Here is a 16,911-nt window from a genome sequence, read left to right on the forward strand (position 1 = left end):
TTAAAATTTCAGGCTATAAGAGAAACTGGGCATAAAAGGAACCAGGTTAGCTGCTGTCAGGTTTGCTCTGGGGCGTCCGTTGTCATAACTGTCCAGATAATAAAAGAAAGGATTAAAGCGATTATAAACATTGAGTATGCTGATATTCCAGGTACGTGTCATCCCATTTTTTTTGTACCTGATAAAATTGATACCCAGGTCCAGCCGGTGGTAGGCCATAATACGTGCGTTATTGCGTATATTAATGCGTTCGTTCGAAGGGTACATCCTGTAATGATCTGTGTGTTCAGTGGCAGGCGCGTCCAAACCTTCATAGGAGGCTACCGGAATAGTAAAAGGTGCGGCGCTCTGATAAGTCCAGGAGCCGGAAAGTTCAATGCCTTTGCGTAACTTATAAACGCCCACGATATGTAAGTCATGACGGCGATCATATTTATAAGGGAACACCTTTCCGTAGTTCACCTCGGGAATAACGCGATTAGCCCAGGCAAGCGTGTACCCCACCCAACCTGTAAGTCTGCCGCTTTTCTTCTGTAATAGCAGTTCCAGCCCATATGATTCTCCCTCGCCTGCGGCCACCTGGCTTTGCCACGTATTCCCCCTGCTACTGGTAAGATAGTCTGCTCCTTCCTTATACTCAATCACATTCCGCATACGTTTGTAATACCCTTCAACTGAAAATTCAAACTGGTTGCTGAAAACATTCCGGGCTATTCCAAGTGCATACTGATCCGCGTCCTGGGGCTTCACCTTATCTGTTGCCGGCACCCACAGATCGGTAGGAAGTGAGATAGAGTTGTTGGCCAACAAATGGACGTATTGTGTCATGCGGGAGTAGGACGCCTTGAGTGCCCAGTCGCCAGGCATGAGGTAGCGCACATTCAGGCGTGGCTGCAGCGAACTATAAAAACGTCCTTCTACGAGAAAAGCGCTGAAATGCATTCCGGCATTCACTTTCAGGCGCCGGGAAAGTTCCCAGTCATCTTCTGCATAAAGGTCTATCTCTCCTGCATGAATATCACGATTATTGTTCACGGAATCTACAATTACCTCTTTACTTTGTGTCTGTCTTGTTCGGAACGCGCCGGGAGTGAAAATACGGTACATGTAAGCAACACCTGCTTTAACGGAATGCGCAGGTTTCGGGTGATATTCAAAATCCATCTTCACCCCATAATCCCTGATACCGGAATTCAGCTGCTGATAGTCAGTATAGGAGTTTTGGTCAGTTTGTCCTTCCTGGTAAAAACGAGACTTGAAATGATAATCACTCCCAATCAGCATCACATTGGAGAATAATTTTGGAGAATACACATGGTTCCATCGAATGGTGCCTGCGAGGTTTCCGGCATTTGCGCCAAGGTCGGAAACGTAATGATTATTTTCATTACGACTTTGGAATCGGTATCGTGTTTCCATCATGTCGCGCCCATTATAAAGGCTCAGGTATAACTTGTCCTTATCCGAGAATTTGTGGTGCAATTTCGCGTTGAAATCGTAGAAGTGTAATCCGAACTTATCCGGCGCGTCGTCCTGGGCGTTGAGATAAATCTTAGCTAACAGATCGGGATAAGATCTGCGGCCAGAGATCAGGAAAGTTGTTTTCCCTTTCTTGATAGGCCCTTCCAGCGAAGCTTCCGCAGAGAGCAGCCCAATGGAAAAATCACCGTGTATTTTATTCATGTCTCCATCTTTGGTAGACACGTCCACCACGGATGATAACCGGCCGCCATAGCGCGCAGGAAATGCCCCTTTATAAAGTGTTACATCTTTAAGCACATTGGTATTGAAAGTAGAAAAAAGACCCATCAGGTGCATCGGATTATAGAGCGGGGCGCCGTCCAGTAAAATGAGGTTCTGATCAGGCGTTCCGCCACGCACCAGCAATGCGCTGGTAGCTTCCGTTCCCTGTTTCACACCAGGCAACAGTTGCAAGGTCTTAAACAAATCCGCTTCCCCCAGCAAGCGTGGCACGGCTTGTACAGCTGCTGCCGACAAATTAACTCGGCTCATCTGGGATGATGCTTCGATCTTTTCAGCACGCCCACCCCGTATCGTTACCTGCTCCAGCTGCCGGTTGAGTGTCTTCAGCCTGAAATTGATCCCTTCACTACCCTGCGCCGCCACTACCGTATCCAGGCGCTGATAACCAAGATAAGACAGCTGTACCCGGAAAGAATCCTCCGGCAGGGTGATGCTGTAAAATCCATACGCATTGGTGATGGTGCCTGCCTGGTACTCCGGTACGGCCAGCGAAACACCGATCAGCCGTTCTCCCGAAGTGGCATCTTCCACGTATCCGCTTAGTGTACGGTCACGTTTCGGCACCGGACCAATAATGATGTGGTCACCTTTACGTTTAAACATGAGGGAGGTACCTTTCAACAGATCCCTGCAGATAGTTTCCAGCGGCATCTCTTTATAGGTATGTGCTTCCACGTTAATCCCCTTCACCCTTGTATACTCATAGGAGAAATGAATATCGCTTTGCTGCTCCAACAGTTTAAGCGCGGCTTCCAGCGATGTGGCCGGAATATTTATAGTAAGCTTTAATACACTTTGCTGACCGGTAGCAATCAGACTGCATGCTAAGAACAGAACGGTTAATAATCGTTGCATGACGTTATTCGTTTTTTAAAAAGCATAGTACTCCCCTGCCGCATTTACGGCTGCTTAAACGGGGTAATGTGGTGATTGAATGATTATTGTTGTACGCCGGTAATTGTTACCTGGCCATCGTGGAGCGTATAAGTCATGCCGCTCAAATCCTTCAGCATTTCCAGCACTTCATCCAGTGAAGCTTTGTCGGTTATCCGGAGATTGAAACGGTAAGACGACATCATGGCAGTATCATAAGTTACGCGGATCTGGTAGCGGTTCTGCAGTATGCGGGCCACCTCTCCGAACGAAACATGCTGCAACAGCAGGCTTCCCTGGCGCCAGTCGTCCACCTGCTCATCAAGGCGTGTAGCCGTATGCGTGGCCTGCTGATATACGATCTGCTGACCGGCTTCCAGCACACCCAGTACATGATTACTGTCTGATACCTGCACCATGCCCACGCTTACATACACTTGTATATCCTGTAATCCATGATAAGCTTTCACGCTAAACTCAGTGCCCAGTACCTTCGCAACTATGCCGGAAGCTGTGCTGACAGTAAAAGGATACGAAGCAGCAGGTGCTACAGCGAAGTATGCAAGACCATCTACTATTTGCACGTCCCTGCTTTTTTCCCCGAAATGGCTGGCATAGCGCAGCCTGGAGCCAGGCGCCAGCCACATGTCAGAACCATCCGGCAACTTTACCCGGAGAATATTCCTGCCTGCAGGAGCGCTGACTTCTGTATACGATACTGCTTCCGGCTTTCCCCTGAACAGGTAAAACAGGCTGCCTGCGGTGATCAGCACTAGTATGGCTGCTGCAGCACGCCAATACATGCGCCGGACAGGCGTTTTCCCTGGTATTATATGCAATGGCTCCTCGTTTGTTTCAGCTTTCTCCTCCTGAATAGCTCCGAAAATGCCTGTTTTCAATGATTCCTTCATAGCCTGCTTCTCTGATTCATCATGAAATACATGACCTTCAGCAGGGAATGAGGCATACCATCTTTCCAATATAGCTCGTTCCTCCGGCGTACAAATGCCAAGAGCGTGCTTTTCAAGCAGTAGGTCGATGGTATGTTGATCAGGATGACTCATATGCTGTTGTTTAATAGACAATCCTCAAATTCCGGAAGTACTATGTTGAAGAAAAAAAATTTAATCTAAAAAGAAATTACCCAGTCCTTCCCTCAATTTTTTGAGCGCAGTGGAAAGCTGGTTCTTAACAGTTTGCTCTGACAGTGTGTGTTTTTCGGCGATTTCACGGATAGAGAGACCATTATCCCGGCTATCGATAAACAGCTGCCGCATCTTTTCCGGGAGTCGTTGCAACTCGCGACGATAGCTGGCCTGCAGATCAGCACCAGCGATAGTTTCCTCTGTGGAATGAGTAATTTCCGGTAATTCCCGGCCTGCCAGTTGCCGGTATTTCTCCCTGGCCTGCTCCGATTTGAGATAGTTCAGCACCTTAAACCTCACGGCTGCACGAAGATAAGCCCCTACAGATTCGGTGATCTGTATCTGTTCTCTTTTCTGCCAACAGTAAATAAATACCTCCTGCACAATGTCTTTGGCGGCGGCTTTGTCGTACAAACGCCAGTAGGCACTTTCGTACAGGGGTTCCCAGTATTGTTCATATATCTCTCCATAAGCTTGCAGGTTGCCCTCCCGGACAAGCTGCCACAATTCGGTATCCGGAGTTTGGTGCAGAATAGGTATTGACATGTAAGGATGATAAAATCAGCGGCGAAGTTAGTAAAACACTTGTTAAAGAGTCGCCAATTCGGAGACAACACGCACAACTACATGGTGCGCATTATTCACTCCATTTAGATAAGTTGAAGAAAACATAAAAACAAAAGGACTATCTACAAATAGATCGCAATTGGAGATAAGCGAACCACTTTATTTATATGGTAAAAAATTCCCCCTTTGAATTTCCCCTCTTACTTTGATGCCATAATATTCCGGTAACTACATCTTGTTTTCACAAACGATTTGAATATAAATTAAGCAATTGCTGGTATTATTTTACCTGTGATGGAAATTTGCCACCAGCGATATCATTTATTCTATAACTTCCTGATACTGCTCTATAAAAATGCGGGCGATGATACAACCTACAAATTCGGCATTCAGACAAAATACTTGTATCACAGGATTGCCATTATCAGCCATAACGATGCATGCACAAACAACCAGGACTGTGGTTGAATGGCATGCTGACATCACAGCAATAAAAAAACAACGCATCATGTCATGACCAGACGAATAAATTATCAACTTTTGAACCAGCGGTATTAATTTTTTTATATAAAGATGCAAACGTTTGCATAAAACCACGGCCAACATCTATTCACGTTAAAAAACCACATTATGAAAAAAACTGCAGAACGCTGTAAAACAACAGCAAATTCAGGTAGCTGCTGCTACCGCCTTACACCACTTTATGTCCTGATAGCAAACACCCAAAAAATCGTTCTATGAGAGGAATAGTGAAAACAAGCATTGCGATCACACTGATTCTTTGCGCTGTATTTGCCCGGTCTTACGGGCAAAATAATACCGGCAGTGTGAACGGTATCGTCACCGATCAGGGAGGAACACCACTTCCCGGCGCCACCGTTGAAGCTTCAGCCAACGGCAAACGCGTGAATATCGCCATCTCCGACAGCATCGGAAAATTCGCATTTAAAAATTTACCGGCGGCCAGCTACGCCTTCAACGTGAGCATGATTGGCTATGATGCAAAATCATTTACAGGATATAAAATTGTTCCGGGCCATAATTCAACGCTATTATTTGCATTATCCTCAACAGTAAGTGAACTGAGTAGCGTGGTGGTCATCGGATACGGCACCAGGAAAAGACAGGATGTCACCGGTGCAGTAGCTAAAGCGGACCTCCAGCTACAAAAACAGTCTCCCAATGCAAACGTCATGTCTTCATTGAGAGGTACAGTTCCCGGTCTGACGGTAGGCCAGGTTACAAAAGCAGGCAGTGATCCTACATTGATGGTGCGGGGCCGGAACTCCATTTCCGGTACCACTTCTCCCTTGATTGTAGTAGATGGGCTGATCTACAGAGGATCACTCACCTCCATCAATCCCTCCGACATCGCCAGCATCGACCTTTTGAAAGATGCCAGTGCTGCGGCTGTATATGGCTCCCAGGCATCAAATGGAGTGGTGCTGATCACCACCAAAAGCGGCGCAAGCGGTATCGATAAACTCACCGTCGATTACAGTGGCTCCTATTCCATACAGGAGATGACCAAAAAAAGTATGAGACCGGCATCCGGAGCCCAGTATATACAGAAACTGGGAGATTGGTACCTGTCTGAAAGCCGCGACCCAAACGACATGACGAAGATGAATCCTAACTGGGACCCTACTACGAAAATGCCCGGCATCGAAGGCGACAATTACAAAAACGGTTATGAAGCCAACTGGTGGGACTTAATGACCAATAGCAGCCCCAGAATCCAGAACCATAACATTGGTCTCAGCGGACGGTCAAAGAAGATCCGGTTCTACCTGGGCTATGGCTATTTTGACCAGTTGAATCTCATTAAAAATGATAATTACAGAAGAAACAGTATACGGCTCAACGTGGAAGCCAAACCTGCCGACTGGCTCACAGTAGGCGCTCAAACAGGACTCTCCATTAATGATTACAGCGGTGTTTCTCCCACTTTTTCCGACATCATGCAACTGAAGCCATTTAACCTGCCATTTGATCCAAAAACCGGTCAAATGCTGGAGTTTTATGCGCAAACAACTACACCCACCGCGTTAGAAGTACTCAAAAGATCCAGGGACTTCGACCGGAACCTGAACATAATAGGAAATTTCTTCGTCAGCGTGGACATCCCGCATGTGAAAGGACTGAACTATCGTGTCAACTTCGGGAACAATTATATCTACACCAACCGGTTTAATTATAATGCCCCTTCTGTTGAAGCTACTGCCTATAAAACCTACATGACGGATTACTTTCTGACACTGGATAATATCCTTACCTATAAAAGGGACTTTGGAAAACACGGTGTGGACCTGACCTTATTGTATGGTGCAGAGAAAAACATACACGATGGAACCAGCACCTCCGCCGGCGGTATCACCAATGGGGTGCTATCCTATAACAGACTCGATGTGGGAGATCCCGCGCGGCTTACCGTGTCAAACGATCTGGCTACACTGCCCTGGCAGGAACAGGCACTTTACCAGATGGCCAGGCTCTCCTATTCGTTCGACAAAAAATACATCTTAACAGGTACCGTCAGAAGGGATGGTTTCTCCGGCTTCTCCGCCCAGAACAAATGGGCCACATTCCCATCTATTGCTTTTGCATGGCGTGTAAAAGAAGAACAATTTCTTAAATCTGTTGGCTTTATCGATGACCTGAAGTTAAGACTGTCTTACGGTTCTACCGGTAACAGGACCGTGGGCAGATACCAAACACTTTCCCAGATKAGCGTTGGATTAGCAAATGGTTATTTATACGGCAGCTCAGGCGGCGCACAACTGGGCACTTATCTAAATCAATTACCCAATTCCGGCCTGCGCTGGGAAACCACCCATTCCTTTAACACCGGCGTGGACTTCTCCTTTTTCAACAACCGGCTTTTCGGTTCAGTTGACTTGTATTTCTCCAACTCAGAAAACCTCCTGAATTCGAGGGCCACTCCTACCGTCACCGGCTTCAACAGCTTCCTGATTAATATCGGGAAAATTCAGAACAGAGGACAAGAGCTGAACATCACAGGTGTACCAGTTAGTAACAAAAATTTCAAATGGGAAGTAACGGCTAATTTCTTCCGGAACCGGAATAAAGTACTGGATATAGACGGCACAAAAAATGACCTGATCAATGGCGCCGATCCTATCTTAAGCTACTTCATCGGTCAGCCATACGGTGTGGTGTACGACTATAAAATCACCGGTATGTACCAGCTGGGAGAACAAGTGCCTGCCAGCCTTGCCGCACAGGGCTTCAAAGCCGGTCAATATAAAATTGACGACAGAAACGGTGACGGACAAATCACGCCGGCAGATAAACAGATACTGGGAAGACTGGATCCCTCCTACAGTCTGGGTATTTCCAACAGCTTCCAATACAAAGCATTCCAGTTAAAATTCTTTATCAATACTATTCAGGGTGGCAAAAACGGATACCTGGGAGCACCTGGTATCATGCTGTTGAATCCGGATAATATCCGGAACAACAACGGCTTTGTATACGACTACTGGACACCCAACAACCCCAACTCCCGCTACAGGAGCATCGCTGCCTATGTAGCCACGCTGGGGGAAAATTTTGGTCCTTATACATCCCGGAGCTTTATCCGTCTCCAGGACGTTACCCTTACCTACATGCTGCCGGAAGGGATATTAAGCCGGTTAAAAGTAGTGAAGGCGGCGAGTATATATGTGAATGCACAAAACCTTCTGACCATCACCAAATGGGACGGATGGGACCCGGAATCCAATCCTCCGGCCAGTCAGCGGTCCTCACTTGGATTGAGAATACCTGGAGGCCTGGGCCTGGATCAAAATGGCTACCCCGTGATGAAGAGCTTTTCACTGGGCGTAAACGTGACATTTTAATGCTTTCACCCGTAAACTTTAAGACATGAAAAAAAGATTCATCATCATATACCTGCTTGGCATCAGTACAGCATTTTCTTCCTGCAGCAAGAGCTTTCTGGATGAAGATCCGCTATCTATCTATACACCAGAAAATTCGCTGCAAACATCTACTCAGTACCAACAGGCTACCAACAACCTGTACAACGGTGTCAGGAACATTTACATGGGTAATATCAACCTGGATACCTATTTCGGTATGTACTACGCCACCGACTTTGCTTATAACGCTACTGATTATGATCCGGCCGCAAAGTTAAATGCCTATAAGGCTACCATGGTGCCCAGCTATTTTATTCCGCAGGGTATCTGGACGGCATATTACAAGATCATCACCAATGCCAACCTGATCATCAGCCAGCTAAATAAATCCACTCAACTGAGTGATGCCGATAAAAAAAGTTTCCTCGGCCAGGCATTGTTCTTCAGAGCCTATTCGTACAACATACTGGGCAACCTGTTCGGTGGCGTACCGATTGAATTGAATGAACTTTCAGGTCCCCGGTATGATTATGTACGCGCCAGCAGAGACGCAGTATACCAACAATGCAAAAAAGATCTGCAACAGGCTATCACCTTATTGTCCGACATTAACCAGGTACCTGATGGTACGGTGAACAAACAAATCGCCCAACATGTCCTCACAGAAGTGCTCATCTCTTTAAAGGATTATGATGGCGCCATTACAACTGCATCAGGGGTGATCAACTTTCCCGGCTTATCGCTGGTGACCGGCCGGTTTGGCAAAAGGGCCAATTTGCCGGGCGATGCCTATCGGGATTTGTTTGAATACAACAATCAGAACTATAGCACCGGCAATCATGAAGGACTGCTGGTGTTACAAACCACGCTGAACAACTCTGCATCTGTAGGCGATCAAACCGCCTGGGCAGTAGTTCCCAGTTTAACCGGCGTCAGAATTGTGGAGTCCACCACTAAAACCAAGATGTCTATCCTTTTCAATGCCAAGTTCGTGGACAGCGTTTCTTCCAATGGCATTGGATGGATACGGCCTACCTCCCACTTTTTCTACGAGATATGGACGCCCGGTGATATCCGCAATTCTTCCTATAATATCGTCAGGGATATCCGGATATCCGGCGTACCTGCTACTTCTCCTGATTACGGTAAATGGTATGTAAAAGATGGTTATAAGGACAAAGTACAACCGGCGGACTTCAGAGATACCATCCGTAACTTTTATCCGGTTATCAGGAAAACGTCTCCCTCGGCTGGCGACTTCGTGTCTGCTGCCGGTCCGGCAGTTCTCACCAATGTAACCAATCCGTTCGGTGGACTTTTGTTGAATGGCGCCTCCCGGTTGTTTATGCAGAAATATATGGCCCGTCTGGCAGAAACCTATCTGTTAAGGGCGGAAGCCTATCTCGGGAAAAACGAAAAACAGAAGGCGACAGATGATATCAATGTGTTGCGGAACAGGGCACAAACCACTCCGGCCTCCGTTGCAGAAATGAATATGGATTACATCCTGGATGAACGCCTGCGGGAATTGTACATGGAAGAGTTCCGCGCGGTAACGCTTACCCGGCTAGGGCTGCTGTACGATCGTGATAAAAGATACAATCCGAAGTCGGGCCTCACAATTGAAGCATACCATAACCTCTGGCCGATACCAACTACTGAAATAACACAAAATACCGGAGCTGTATTGGAACAGAATAAGGGATATTAGAAATATACGCTTCATCGATCTACAAAAGGATACACTTAATTTAAAAAGTTAGTGTATCCTTTTTTGTATCCTTTCAGATATATTTGATGTAGCTTACCCTTATATTCCGAAAGCCGAAAGCGGCAGACACTCCCAATAAAAAGTTATTTAAAATAATGCTTACTATTTAATTACTGCTGTCGTGTCAATTCATTTTCCTATTATAACTTTGTTTCCGTCGAGTTTTATAGTGCGATCAGTTTGCGAAAAATACCGTTGACCCGAAAACCCTCAATTCTAAATAAATAATATATGAAAAAGGAAAATCAGAAAAAACTGCAATTAGGAAAGATCCAAATCGCTGCACTAACCAATGATGGCCAAAGCCACCAAAAGATTCGTGATTCATGGACTTTTGGATCATGCTGGCCTCTGCATTGCAACCCTATTCCCACAACTGATTCAGAGAGAGGTAAACCCTGAGGTTTCCATGAAGGCTTAAAAGTAGTTTCCCTGGCAACACCATTTTATTACCTGTTACGACATCGTGATCTCATTATCCTTTAACCGTTGATAGATCTGTTGTAACATACGGCTCTTAAATGCCTCGTCCTGGTGAACATTCTGAATCCATACCTGTAGCTTCAGCGCTACACTGCTATCATTAATACTCTTCACCAGTAATTCAGGCGCTACTTTGCCGATAATGGCATCCGAACCAGATACCTCTTCCAGGATAATTTTTTTCGCCAGCGGCAACGCTGCGGAAGGAGCAATGGTGAATAAGAGTTCTGTTCGTATATGATTATTGCTGAGTGTCCAGTTAATCAGTTTGGAAGATAACAGATCACCATTAGGTACGATGACTTCTGCGCCTTCTGTGGTCACCATTCTGCTGGATCGGATGCCTATGTCTTTTACCCGGCCTTTCTGTCCGGCTACTTCTACAAAGTCGCCAATCTTCAGCGGACGTTCAAAGATGAGGATCACGCCAGAAACGAGGTTGTTCACAATATTCTGTAATCCCAAACCAATACCTACGCCCAGGGCACCAAGTACCACGGTAATCTTATCTATAGGTAAACCGGAAGCCGCAATGGCAATCAGAAAGCCGGCTACCAGCACCAGCAGGCGTAACAGTAGCAATCGGGTACTTTTCTCTTTTACTTCACCCACCAGGTCTTCATCTGTCTCTCCAAAAAATAACCGATATACTTCTGGAAAAGATTGGACACCAACAGAATCACAAAGAACAACAGAATATTGCCCAGCGTAAAAGAAGTATTGCCAATATTTCTGGGTGCGGTGATCAGGCTGCTGATACCACTATATAATTCATTGTAGATATTCAGATTGGTGGTAAACACCATCAGCCATAATACCACCATTAGTACTAACAGCACTTTGTGTAGCCCCGGGCGTACCTTTTCAAAATCAAACCGCGCAGTAATGCCACCTGCTATCCGGCTGTTCTGCATCTGGAGGTAAAAGGCTTCTTCCATGATCTGCATAAACACTGTTAGGCCAATGATCTGCAATAAACCGGCGATCGCAGCAGTGCTATATACCTGCGCTATACTTAAACGGCCATACAGGTTGAACAGCGCCGCCAGTACATTCAAAATAATGAAAATCATAGACACAATTCTAACCAGCTTTCCGGCAGCTAAATTTTTGTAAATGCGGAAATAAATAAAGAAACCGGTTACTACGGACAAACCATTCAGTACCAGCATCCATATCCGGACACGCACATCAGGTACAACAACTGCTGCCGTTCCCGTTGTTAGCAGGTATAATACAAAAATGGCGATCCAGTATACAAACATCCGACGCTCCCACTTGCGCCAGAACAAGATGGTCAGTAAAAACAGTAAAAAGGACTGTAACGAATCTATATAAGCCGACGGTGCATGCAGGTCAAAGAAAGAGGCGATATTAAGAATGATCACCAGTGTGCCTGAAACAGGGAGCGCCCGCAGATACTTTATATAGGGCGGTTGCAGCAATTCACCTCTGCCAGCCTTTTTGATTCTTCTGAATTGTTTATTTACCCGGAAAAAAAATACCAGCCCTATCAACAACATCCAAAACCAGGTATCAGCATGTGTGCGGGTATAATAATTCAGTATTTTCCCTAGTCCTTCAAATGATTTGGAAGATTGCTGGCTCAGCGTAGCAGCGGAAGAATCAGTACGGATTTTATCCTCCCACAGGTAATTATATTCTTTCCCGAAAGATTTGACACTGAAAATCCGTAACTGTTCATTGACCTTATTCTCCAGTTCCAGCGCTTTAAAATAACTGCCGGAAATACCCGCCTGCAATACGGTAATCTTATCCAAATGCTGTTTGGTGGCTTTCTGTGCCTCATCCCATTTACCTTTTAATTCTTTTAATTCAGGCAGGTAAAAATTCCGGAAAGTAGTGTCTGCTTTGATTTGCTTTACAAAGGAGTCCCTGGTAAAGGCCACCATCTCTGCATTCATCCTCACCAGTTCCTTGTTGTAGTCGAACAACCGGGAGCGCCAGTCATCCAGATGTTCCCGCATATCGGCCAGTAATACGTGGAACATTTGCAGGTTGCGGATATTTAAAACTTTATTGTATAGCTTCAGGTTATCTTCAATGGTTTGCAGATTGGATTTTATTTCAGGGAGTTCGCCCTCCATACCGCGCGTATCAAATCCCCGGGAGGAGATATCATTGATGCGGTTCAGGGTGTTGTGGAGCTCTTCCATCCGTATCAACAGACTGTCGGCGCTCAGCTTCACCGGACCGGGCATAGCTGCAGCAACGGTGTCTTTTGTGGATTGTGCGCTAACCGTGTTTCCAAAAAAATTAAAACTGCACAGGAATACAAGTAATACTGGTATCTTCCTCGTGCATGTACCATGCATTGATTTTGTCATGTGTGTATAGGAAATAATGCCCCATTCAGAAAACATACGCCCTGACGGGAAAGTTAAACAAGCATTAAAAAAAGTGACGGGTTATGGGGAGCAATTAAAAGGGGTACAAACATAATGATATTTTTTCAATTATTATCTTTGAATATTATTCAATACTCATCCCATTAGTTTTAGATAATCTTCAATCCAGGCTTATCCATCTGTCATCCAACCGGAATAAAGCGACCTTGACTCCGGGAGATATTTTGATGAATAAACCCTTTAATACCTGCTTCCTTTGAACAGTATATCTCTTTTCTCAGCTACAGCCTGCTATAGATGCTCTGCTATAGCCGATTCTGGCTATAACTCCCCCCGCATCAAGTCCACATCAAGTCCACCTCAAGTCCACCTCTACTGCGGTACTTCTATATGTGCTTAGCGGGTGCGAAGTATAGGCTCGGCATAGTCAACATAATGAAAAGGTAATGTTCACTATAATGATGGGGGCTTGTTAATCCATTATATCTGATCGCGGTGGCAGAAACATCAAATCTGTAAATATCCTTTATCTGTTTTTCGATATCGCTAACACTCCTTCCTTTAGCATACAGCCATCTCTTATTTAATCTCCTCCACCATGCTTTCGCGTTTGGGAATGATCAACAGTTTTTATTATAGTGTCAGGAACCGCAGACAGCTATCTCATTATTCCTCTAATTCTTGACAGGGTTTGTAATGTTATACCAAGATATGAAGCAAGATATCCAACGTTGACTCTATGGACAATTTCGGGATAATTCACCAATAGAAACTCGTATTTTTCAGCGGCCTGATGCCCTCTGAGTGACTGTATCCGCTCCTCACTTTTACAATAGTAAATCTCAGTTAACTTCCGACCAATAATATTAAACTCCTTGTGTTGCTCATAAATTTCCATTAAATCATCATAGTGAATACAAATAAGCTCACAATCCTCCAATACTTCTATTGACTCAGCACTTGGACTCCGTTGATAAAAGGAATTCACCGAGATAACGAAATCGTTCTCCATCATGAACCAATTGGAGGTATCTTCACCATTCCTCTCATAGTACGCCCTCAATAATCCTTTTGCCACAAAATAAAGGTAATTACAAACCTGCCCCTGATTGAGTATAATATGCTTTTTAGTAAAGCTTTTATACAAAAGCTTTTTAGTAAGATGCAATTCCAATTCCGGTGAAATCGGACCAATCTTGGCGATAATTTGAAATAGTGGATTGGACATTCTGAGGATAGTTTTGATTCCTTACAAAATTGGACTCTAAACACATTGATAACTAAGCGAATATACATATTTAACATATGTGAATATTCTTCTCGAGGAAAAAATTTAATTTAATCCGATAAAATCATTTCCCTCATGAAAACTATTACTACATACCTTATTATGGTACTCTTCGTCTTTGGGTGCAAAAAATTTGATTCCACCTTTAACAACAAAATCAGCCACTCAGAGGCTAAAGCGTTATACTTGAAAAAGTATAGTGAATTTAAAAACAACAATAGCTACCACTTGGTTGACTCTTTACCAGGGGAAATCGATTGGGGAAAAAGTTATGAAATGACTATAAGTGGTGAATCATGCCTGATAGTAAACCTCGGCATTTGCCAGAGAAAAATGGTGCAGATCTATGACCACAAATATCCTCCGGGAATTGATCAACATTTAATTTTCAGAAGAGATAAAGATGGCTTAATTTACTTTCAACTGGTAATGACATGGGGAAACGGCAACCTTAAAAATGGTCTTTCATTATTTGTTTTTGATGAAAGTGGCCGCCTAAATAACAGTTACCTATCTGATGGAAGAAAAACCTATTTTACGAAAGTCGACTTTTTTAAAGCTATGAACCCTGCCAGTAGAAGATTCGAAGTCAATTGTTCTGAAACAGATTGGTATACCTGTGGTCGATATGCGGGAATTGACTTAGGATGCACCTATAACTATACAACAGTGCAATGCCTAGTCCTACCTGGTGACGAAGCAGGCACGCCCAATAATTCATCAGGTGATGATCCTGGCGGATCGTCTGGATTTAATTATGGTGCTATCAACAAATTGAAGTATGTCCCCTTTGTATATGCTCCACCCGTAGGCAAAACAATAGCCGATGTCACTAAATATTTTGGCTGTTTTTCAATCAATTCAACTTCTACCTATGAAGTTACGCTATATGTCAAACAGCCAATTCCGGATACAAGAATACTGGTATCTGATCAATATGGAAATTACATACCAAATTCTTTAGACCTCAGCACCCGATTAACTGTAGGTCATACTTTTATGGGCTTTAGTCAATATGGAGGTGGTGTTAATCTAGTTAGCCGGACAATTGGGTTTTATCCTTCTACGAATGTTACTCCGATTAATCCCAATACAAAAGGCGTTGTAGTTGATAACTCAAATAATGATTATGATGTTTCAATAACATTGAAGGTTACTGCTGCTCAGTTCAAAATCATTATGGATAGCTTTGTCAGCCAGGCAAAGTCTAACTATAACCTCAATTGGAATAATTGTTCATCCATCGCCATTAATGCGCTAAATGCCGCTGGAAAAAATATTCCAAAAACAATTGGGGAGTGGCCCTTAGGGAAAGGAGCTGACCCTGCTGACTTAGGCCAGGACTTAAGGCTTTTTAAGTCAAATGATATAAAGAATAAAAATGTAACCGGTGGTAAATCATCACCCAATACAACTCCTTGTAAATAAGCAAAAACAAACCTTATGAATATTATTGTTGCTCTATTATTTGCGCTCGTTAATACCTTCCAAAGTAAGCCATGTGTCGACTGGACGACTGCGAAAAACTTTGATTTCTATGAAATACCAAGAGGCAAAGCTCCGGAAAGAATGCAGTGGACTGAGATTGAACATCTCAAGCATGTCAGACTAAATAATGCCGCTTCTATTTTGCAGAGATCAACTTGTAAAAATAGAACACTTACCACCTGGATGGACCAATATTTACTGGTAGTAGAGTTTAAAAGTGGTAAAAAAGAAAAATTTATAGTAAGTKGATATGGCTATTTCCTATGCGAATTGGATGGCATGTTTTATTATATAAACGAAAGTGATCAAGAGCAATGGCAATCAATCTTAGATGATTTTAAAGAGAAAATAAATTCTAATCACCTCAAATAGTTCTCCGATTTAAAACCGTAGTTGCCTTATTGCGTTTGATGTAAGAGGCGTTCCCCCTTTGCAGGTACCTCCACAAGKGATTTTAATTTTCTTTTTGTTAACCCACACAACCTTATGCCTGCGGGCGGACCGCATCAATGATCTTTCCGCCCGCGGGAATCGGGGTTATTACCCAAACCTCGTTTAAATGAAAAAACGTCGCACCAGCAAACAAAAGTTGTTATTAAAGAGCATAATAAACATACGGATACTGTCAGATTCCAGAGGTTCCAGTCTTTCAAGCCCCCTACAGGATATCGCCGAATAAGGTACGAGGCTACCTGTAAMGGAGTAGCTTTTTTAGCCCTGCAAACTTTTGGCATAGGATGTCATCACTTAGTTCAGTGGACGTTACCGCAATATCTGGACCTGGTTGCCGAAGCAACATTACAGGAATGCCAACCCGAACTTCTTTCATATGCCTGGGATGGAGACACTGGCTCTGCCCACGTGCAATTAACTTTTGCCACCTTTCGGTTCATTGATCGGTTTAACCTGATAAAGTTAGACGGGAAATGGTTGATCGTGGATAAGGTCTCCTATCGACAGGAATTACTGTGAGAGGTCGTTGAATAAAAAGTTATCGGTCTGTAGCAAACACCTCATAAATAGTTGGGCTATTGACTTAGAAATTTGTTTTATTTTAGTAAAAATAGTTCGTTCTTTAGAAGCTATGTAACACACAAAGCCCCTCTCCCGGCTTTTATAGAATAAATCATAACGTAAAAATACAAAACCCGCCGTAGTGTAGTGCCCCCCAAAAGTTAGACACTTCTTGGGGGCATTTTTTATGAATAAAAGGATAAAATACAGCTTAAAGCAAAAGTTAGCTGCAATCATCGCCGTAGAAAAGGGGAATGAATCTATA

At 44.0% G+C, this 16,911-nt stretch carries 11 protein-coding genes; 5 read left to right on the top strand and 6 right to left on the bottom strand.

The window, feature by feature from the left end; all coding sequences use genetic code 11:
• From AC1DCV_RS18040 to AC1DCV_RS18050, 3 genes are all read right to left on the bottom strand, one after another.
• A complete protein-coding gene (locus AC1DCV_RS18040; RefSeq protein ID WP_477024456.1) occupies positions 1-2,619 on the bottom strand; it encodes a TonB-dependent receptor in 2,619 nt (872 codons plus the stop codon).
• An 83-nt stretch (positions 2,620-2,702) separates the two neighbouring features.
• Complete coding sequence (locus AC1DCV_RS18045) at positions 2,703-3,701, bottom strand: FecR family protein (RefSeq protein ID WP_477024457.1); 999 nt, start codon at positions 3,699-3,701, stop codon at positions 2,703-2,705.
• A 60-nt stretch (positions 3,702-3,761) separates the two neighbouring features.
• Positions 3,762-4,328: an RNA polymerase sigma factor gene (locus AC1DCV_RS18050; protein WP_477024458.1), complete on the bottom strand. Its 567-nt coding sequence runs from the start codon at positions 4,326-4,328 to the stop codon at positions 3,762-3,764.
• A gap of 758 nt (positions 4,329-5,086) precedes the next feature.
• On the opposite strand from AC1DCV_RS18050, the gene AC1DCV_RS18055 reads away from it, so the two are divergent.
• Both AC1DCV_RS18055 and AC1DCV_RS18060 read left to right on the top strand, forming a co-directional pair.
• Positions 5,087-8,212 (top strand): SusC/RagA family TonB-linked outer membrane protein, encoded by a 3,126-nt coding sequence (locus AC1DCV_RS18055; protein WP_477024459.1) that lies wholly within the window; start codon positions 5,087-5,089, stop codon positions 8,210-8,212.
• 25 nt (positions 8,213-8,237) lie between these two features.
• Positions 8,238-9,944: a RagB/SusD family nutrient uptake outer membrane protein gene (locus AC1DCV_RS18060; RefSeq protein ID WP_477024460.1), complete on the top strand. Its 1,707-nt coding sequence runs from the start codon at positions 8,238-8,240 to the stop codon at positions 9,942-9,944.
• Between the two features lie 516 nt (positions 9,945-10,460).
• On the opposite strand, the gene AC1DCV_RS18065 is transcribed toward AC1DCV_RS18060, so the two are convergent.
• The 3 genes from AC1DCV_RS18065 to AC1DCV_RS18075 all read right to left on the bottom strand — a co-directional run bounded on the left by AC1DCV_RS18065 (position 10,461) and on the right by AC1DCV_RS18075 (position 14,084).
• Positions 10,461-11,069 carry a mechanosensitive ion channel family protein gene (locus AC1DCV_RS18065; RefSeq protein WP_477024461.1) on the bottom strand — a complete coding sequence of 203 codons (609 nt, stop codon included), beginning with the start codon at positions 11,067-11,069 and terminating at the stop codon, positions 10,461-10,463.
• A 17-nt stretch (positions 11,070-11,086) separates the two neighbouring features.
• Positions 11,087-12,835, bottom strand: a complete 1,749-nt coding sequence (locus AC1DCV_RS18070) for a hypothetical protein (RefSeq protein ID WP_477024462.1) — start codon at positions 12,833-12,835, stop codon at positions 11,087-11,089.
• A 679-nt stretch (positions 12,836-13,514) separates the two neighbouring features.
• Positions 13,515-14,084 carry a Crp/Fnr family transcriptional regulator gene (locus tag AC1DCV_RS18075; protein WP_477024463.1) on the bottom strand — a complete coding sequence of 190 codons (570 nt, stop codon included), beginning with the start codon at positions 14,082-14,084 and terminating at the stop codon, positions 13,515-13,517.
• A gap of 135 nt (positions 14,085-14,219) precedes the next feature.
• Here AC1DCV_RS18075 and AC1DCV_RS18080 point away from each other — a divergent pair, with 135 nt between their 5' ends.
• The 3 genes from AC1DCV_RS18080 to AC1DCV_RS18090 all read left to right on the top strand — a co-directional run bounded on the left by AC1DCV_RS18080 (position 14,220) and on the right by AC1DCV_RS18090 (position 16,604).
• Entirely contained in the window at positions 14,220-15,572 is a 1,353-nt protein-coding gene (locus AC1DCV_RS18080; protein WP_477024464.1) for a hypothetical protein, read from the top strand.
• Positions 15,573-15,587: 15 nt separating this feature from the next.
• Entirely contained in the window at positions 15,588-16,004 is a 417-nt protein-coding gene (locus AC1DCV_RS18085) for a hypothetical protein (RefSeq protein WP_477024465.1), read from the top strand.
• A 360-nt stretch (positions 16,005-16,364) separates the two neighbouring features.
• Positions 16,365-16,604: a nuclear transport factor 2 family protein gene (locus tag AC1DCV_RS18090; protein WP_477024470.1), complete on the top strand. Its 240-nt coding sequence runs from the start codon at positions 16,365-16,367 to the stop codon at positions 16,602-16,604.
• Positions 16,605-16,911 lie beyond the last annotated feature (307 nt).

The sequence above is a fragment of the Chitinophaga sp. 10T418 genome, from assembly GCF_056394125.1.

Bases quoted from the DNA above. Each gene is read 5' to 3' on its own strand.
- AC1DCV_RS18040 (WP_477024456.1), bottom strand. From the start codon at position 2,619: ATGCAACGATTATTAACCGTTCTGTTCTTAGCATGCAGTCTGATTGCT.
- AC1DCV_RS18045 (WP_477024457.1), bottom strand. From the start codon at position 3,701: ATGAGTCATCCTGATCAACATACCATCGACCTACTGCTTGAAAAGCAC.
- AC1DCV_RS18050 (WP_477024458.1), bottom strand. From the start codon at position 4,328: ATGTCAATACCTATTCTGCACCAAACTCCGGATACCGAATTGTGGCAG.
- AC1DCV_RS18060 (WP_477024460.1), top strand. From the start codon at position 8,238: ATGAAAAAAAGATTCATCATCATATACCTGCTTGGCATCAGTACAGCA.
- AC1DCV_RS18070 (WP_477024462.1), bottom strand. From the start codon at position 12,835: ATGACAAAATCAATGCATGGTACATGCACGAGGAAGATACCAGTATTA.
- AC1DCV_RS18075 (WP_477024463.1), bottom strand. From the start codon at position 14,084: ATGTCCAATCCACTATTTCAAATTATCGCCAAGATTGGTCCGATTTCA.
- AC1DCV_RS18080 (WP_477024464.1), top strand. From the start codon at position 14,220: ATGAAAACTATTACTACATACCTTATTATGGTACTCTTCGTCTTTGGG.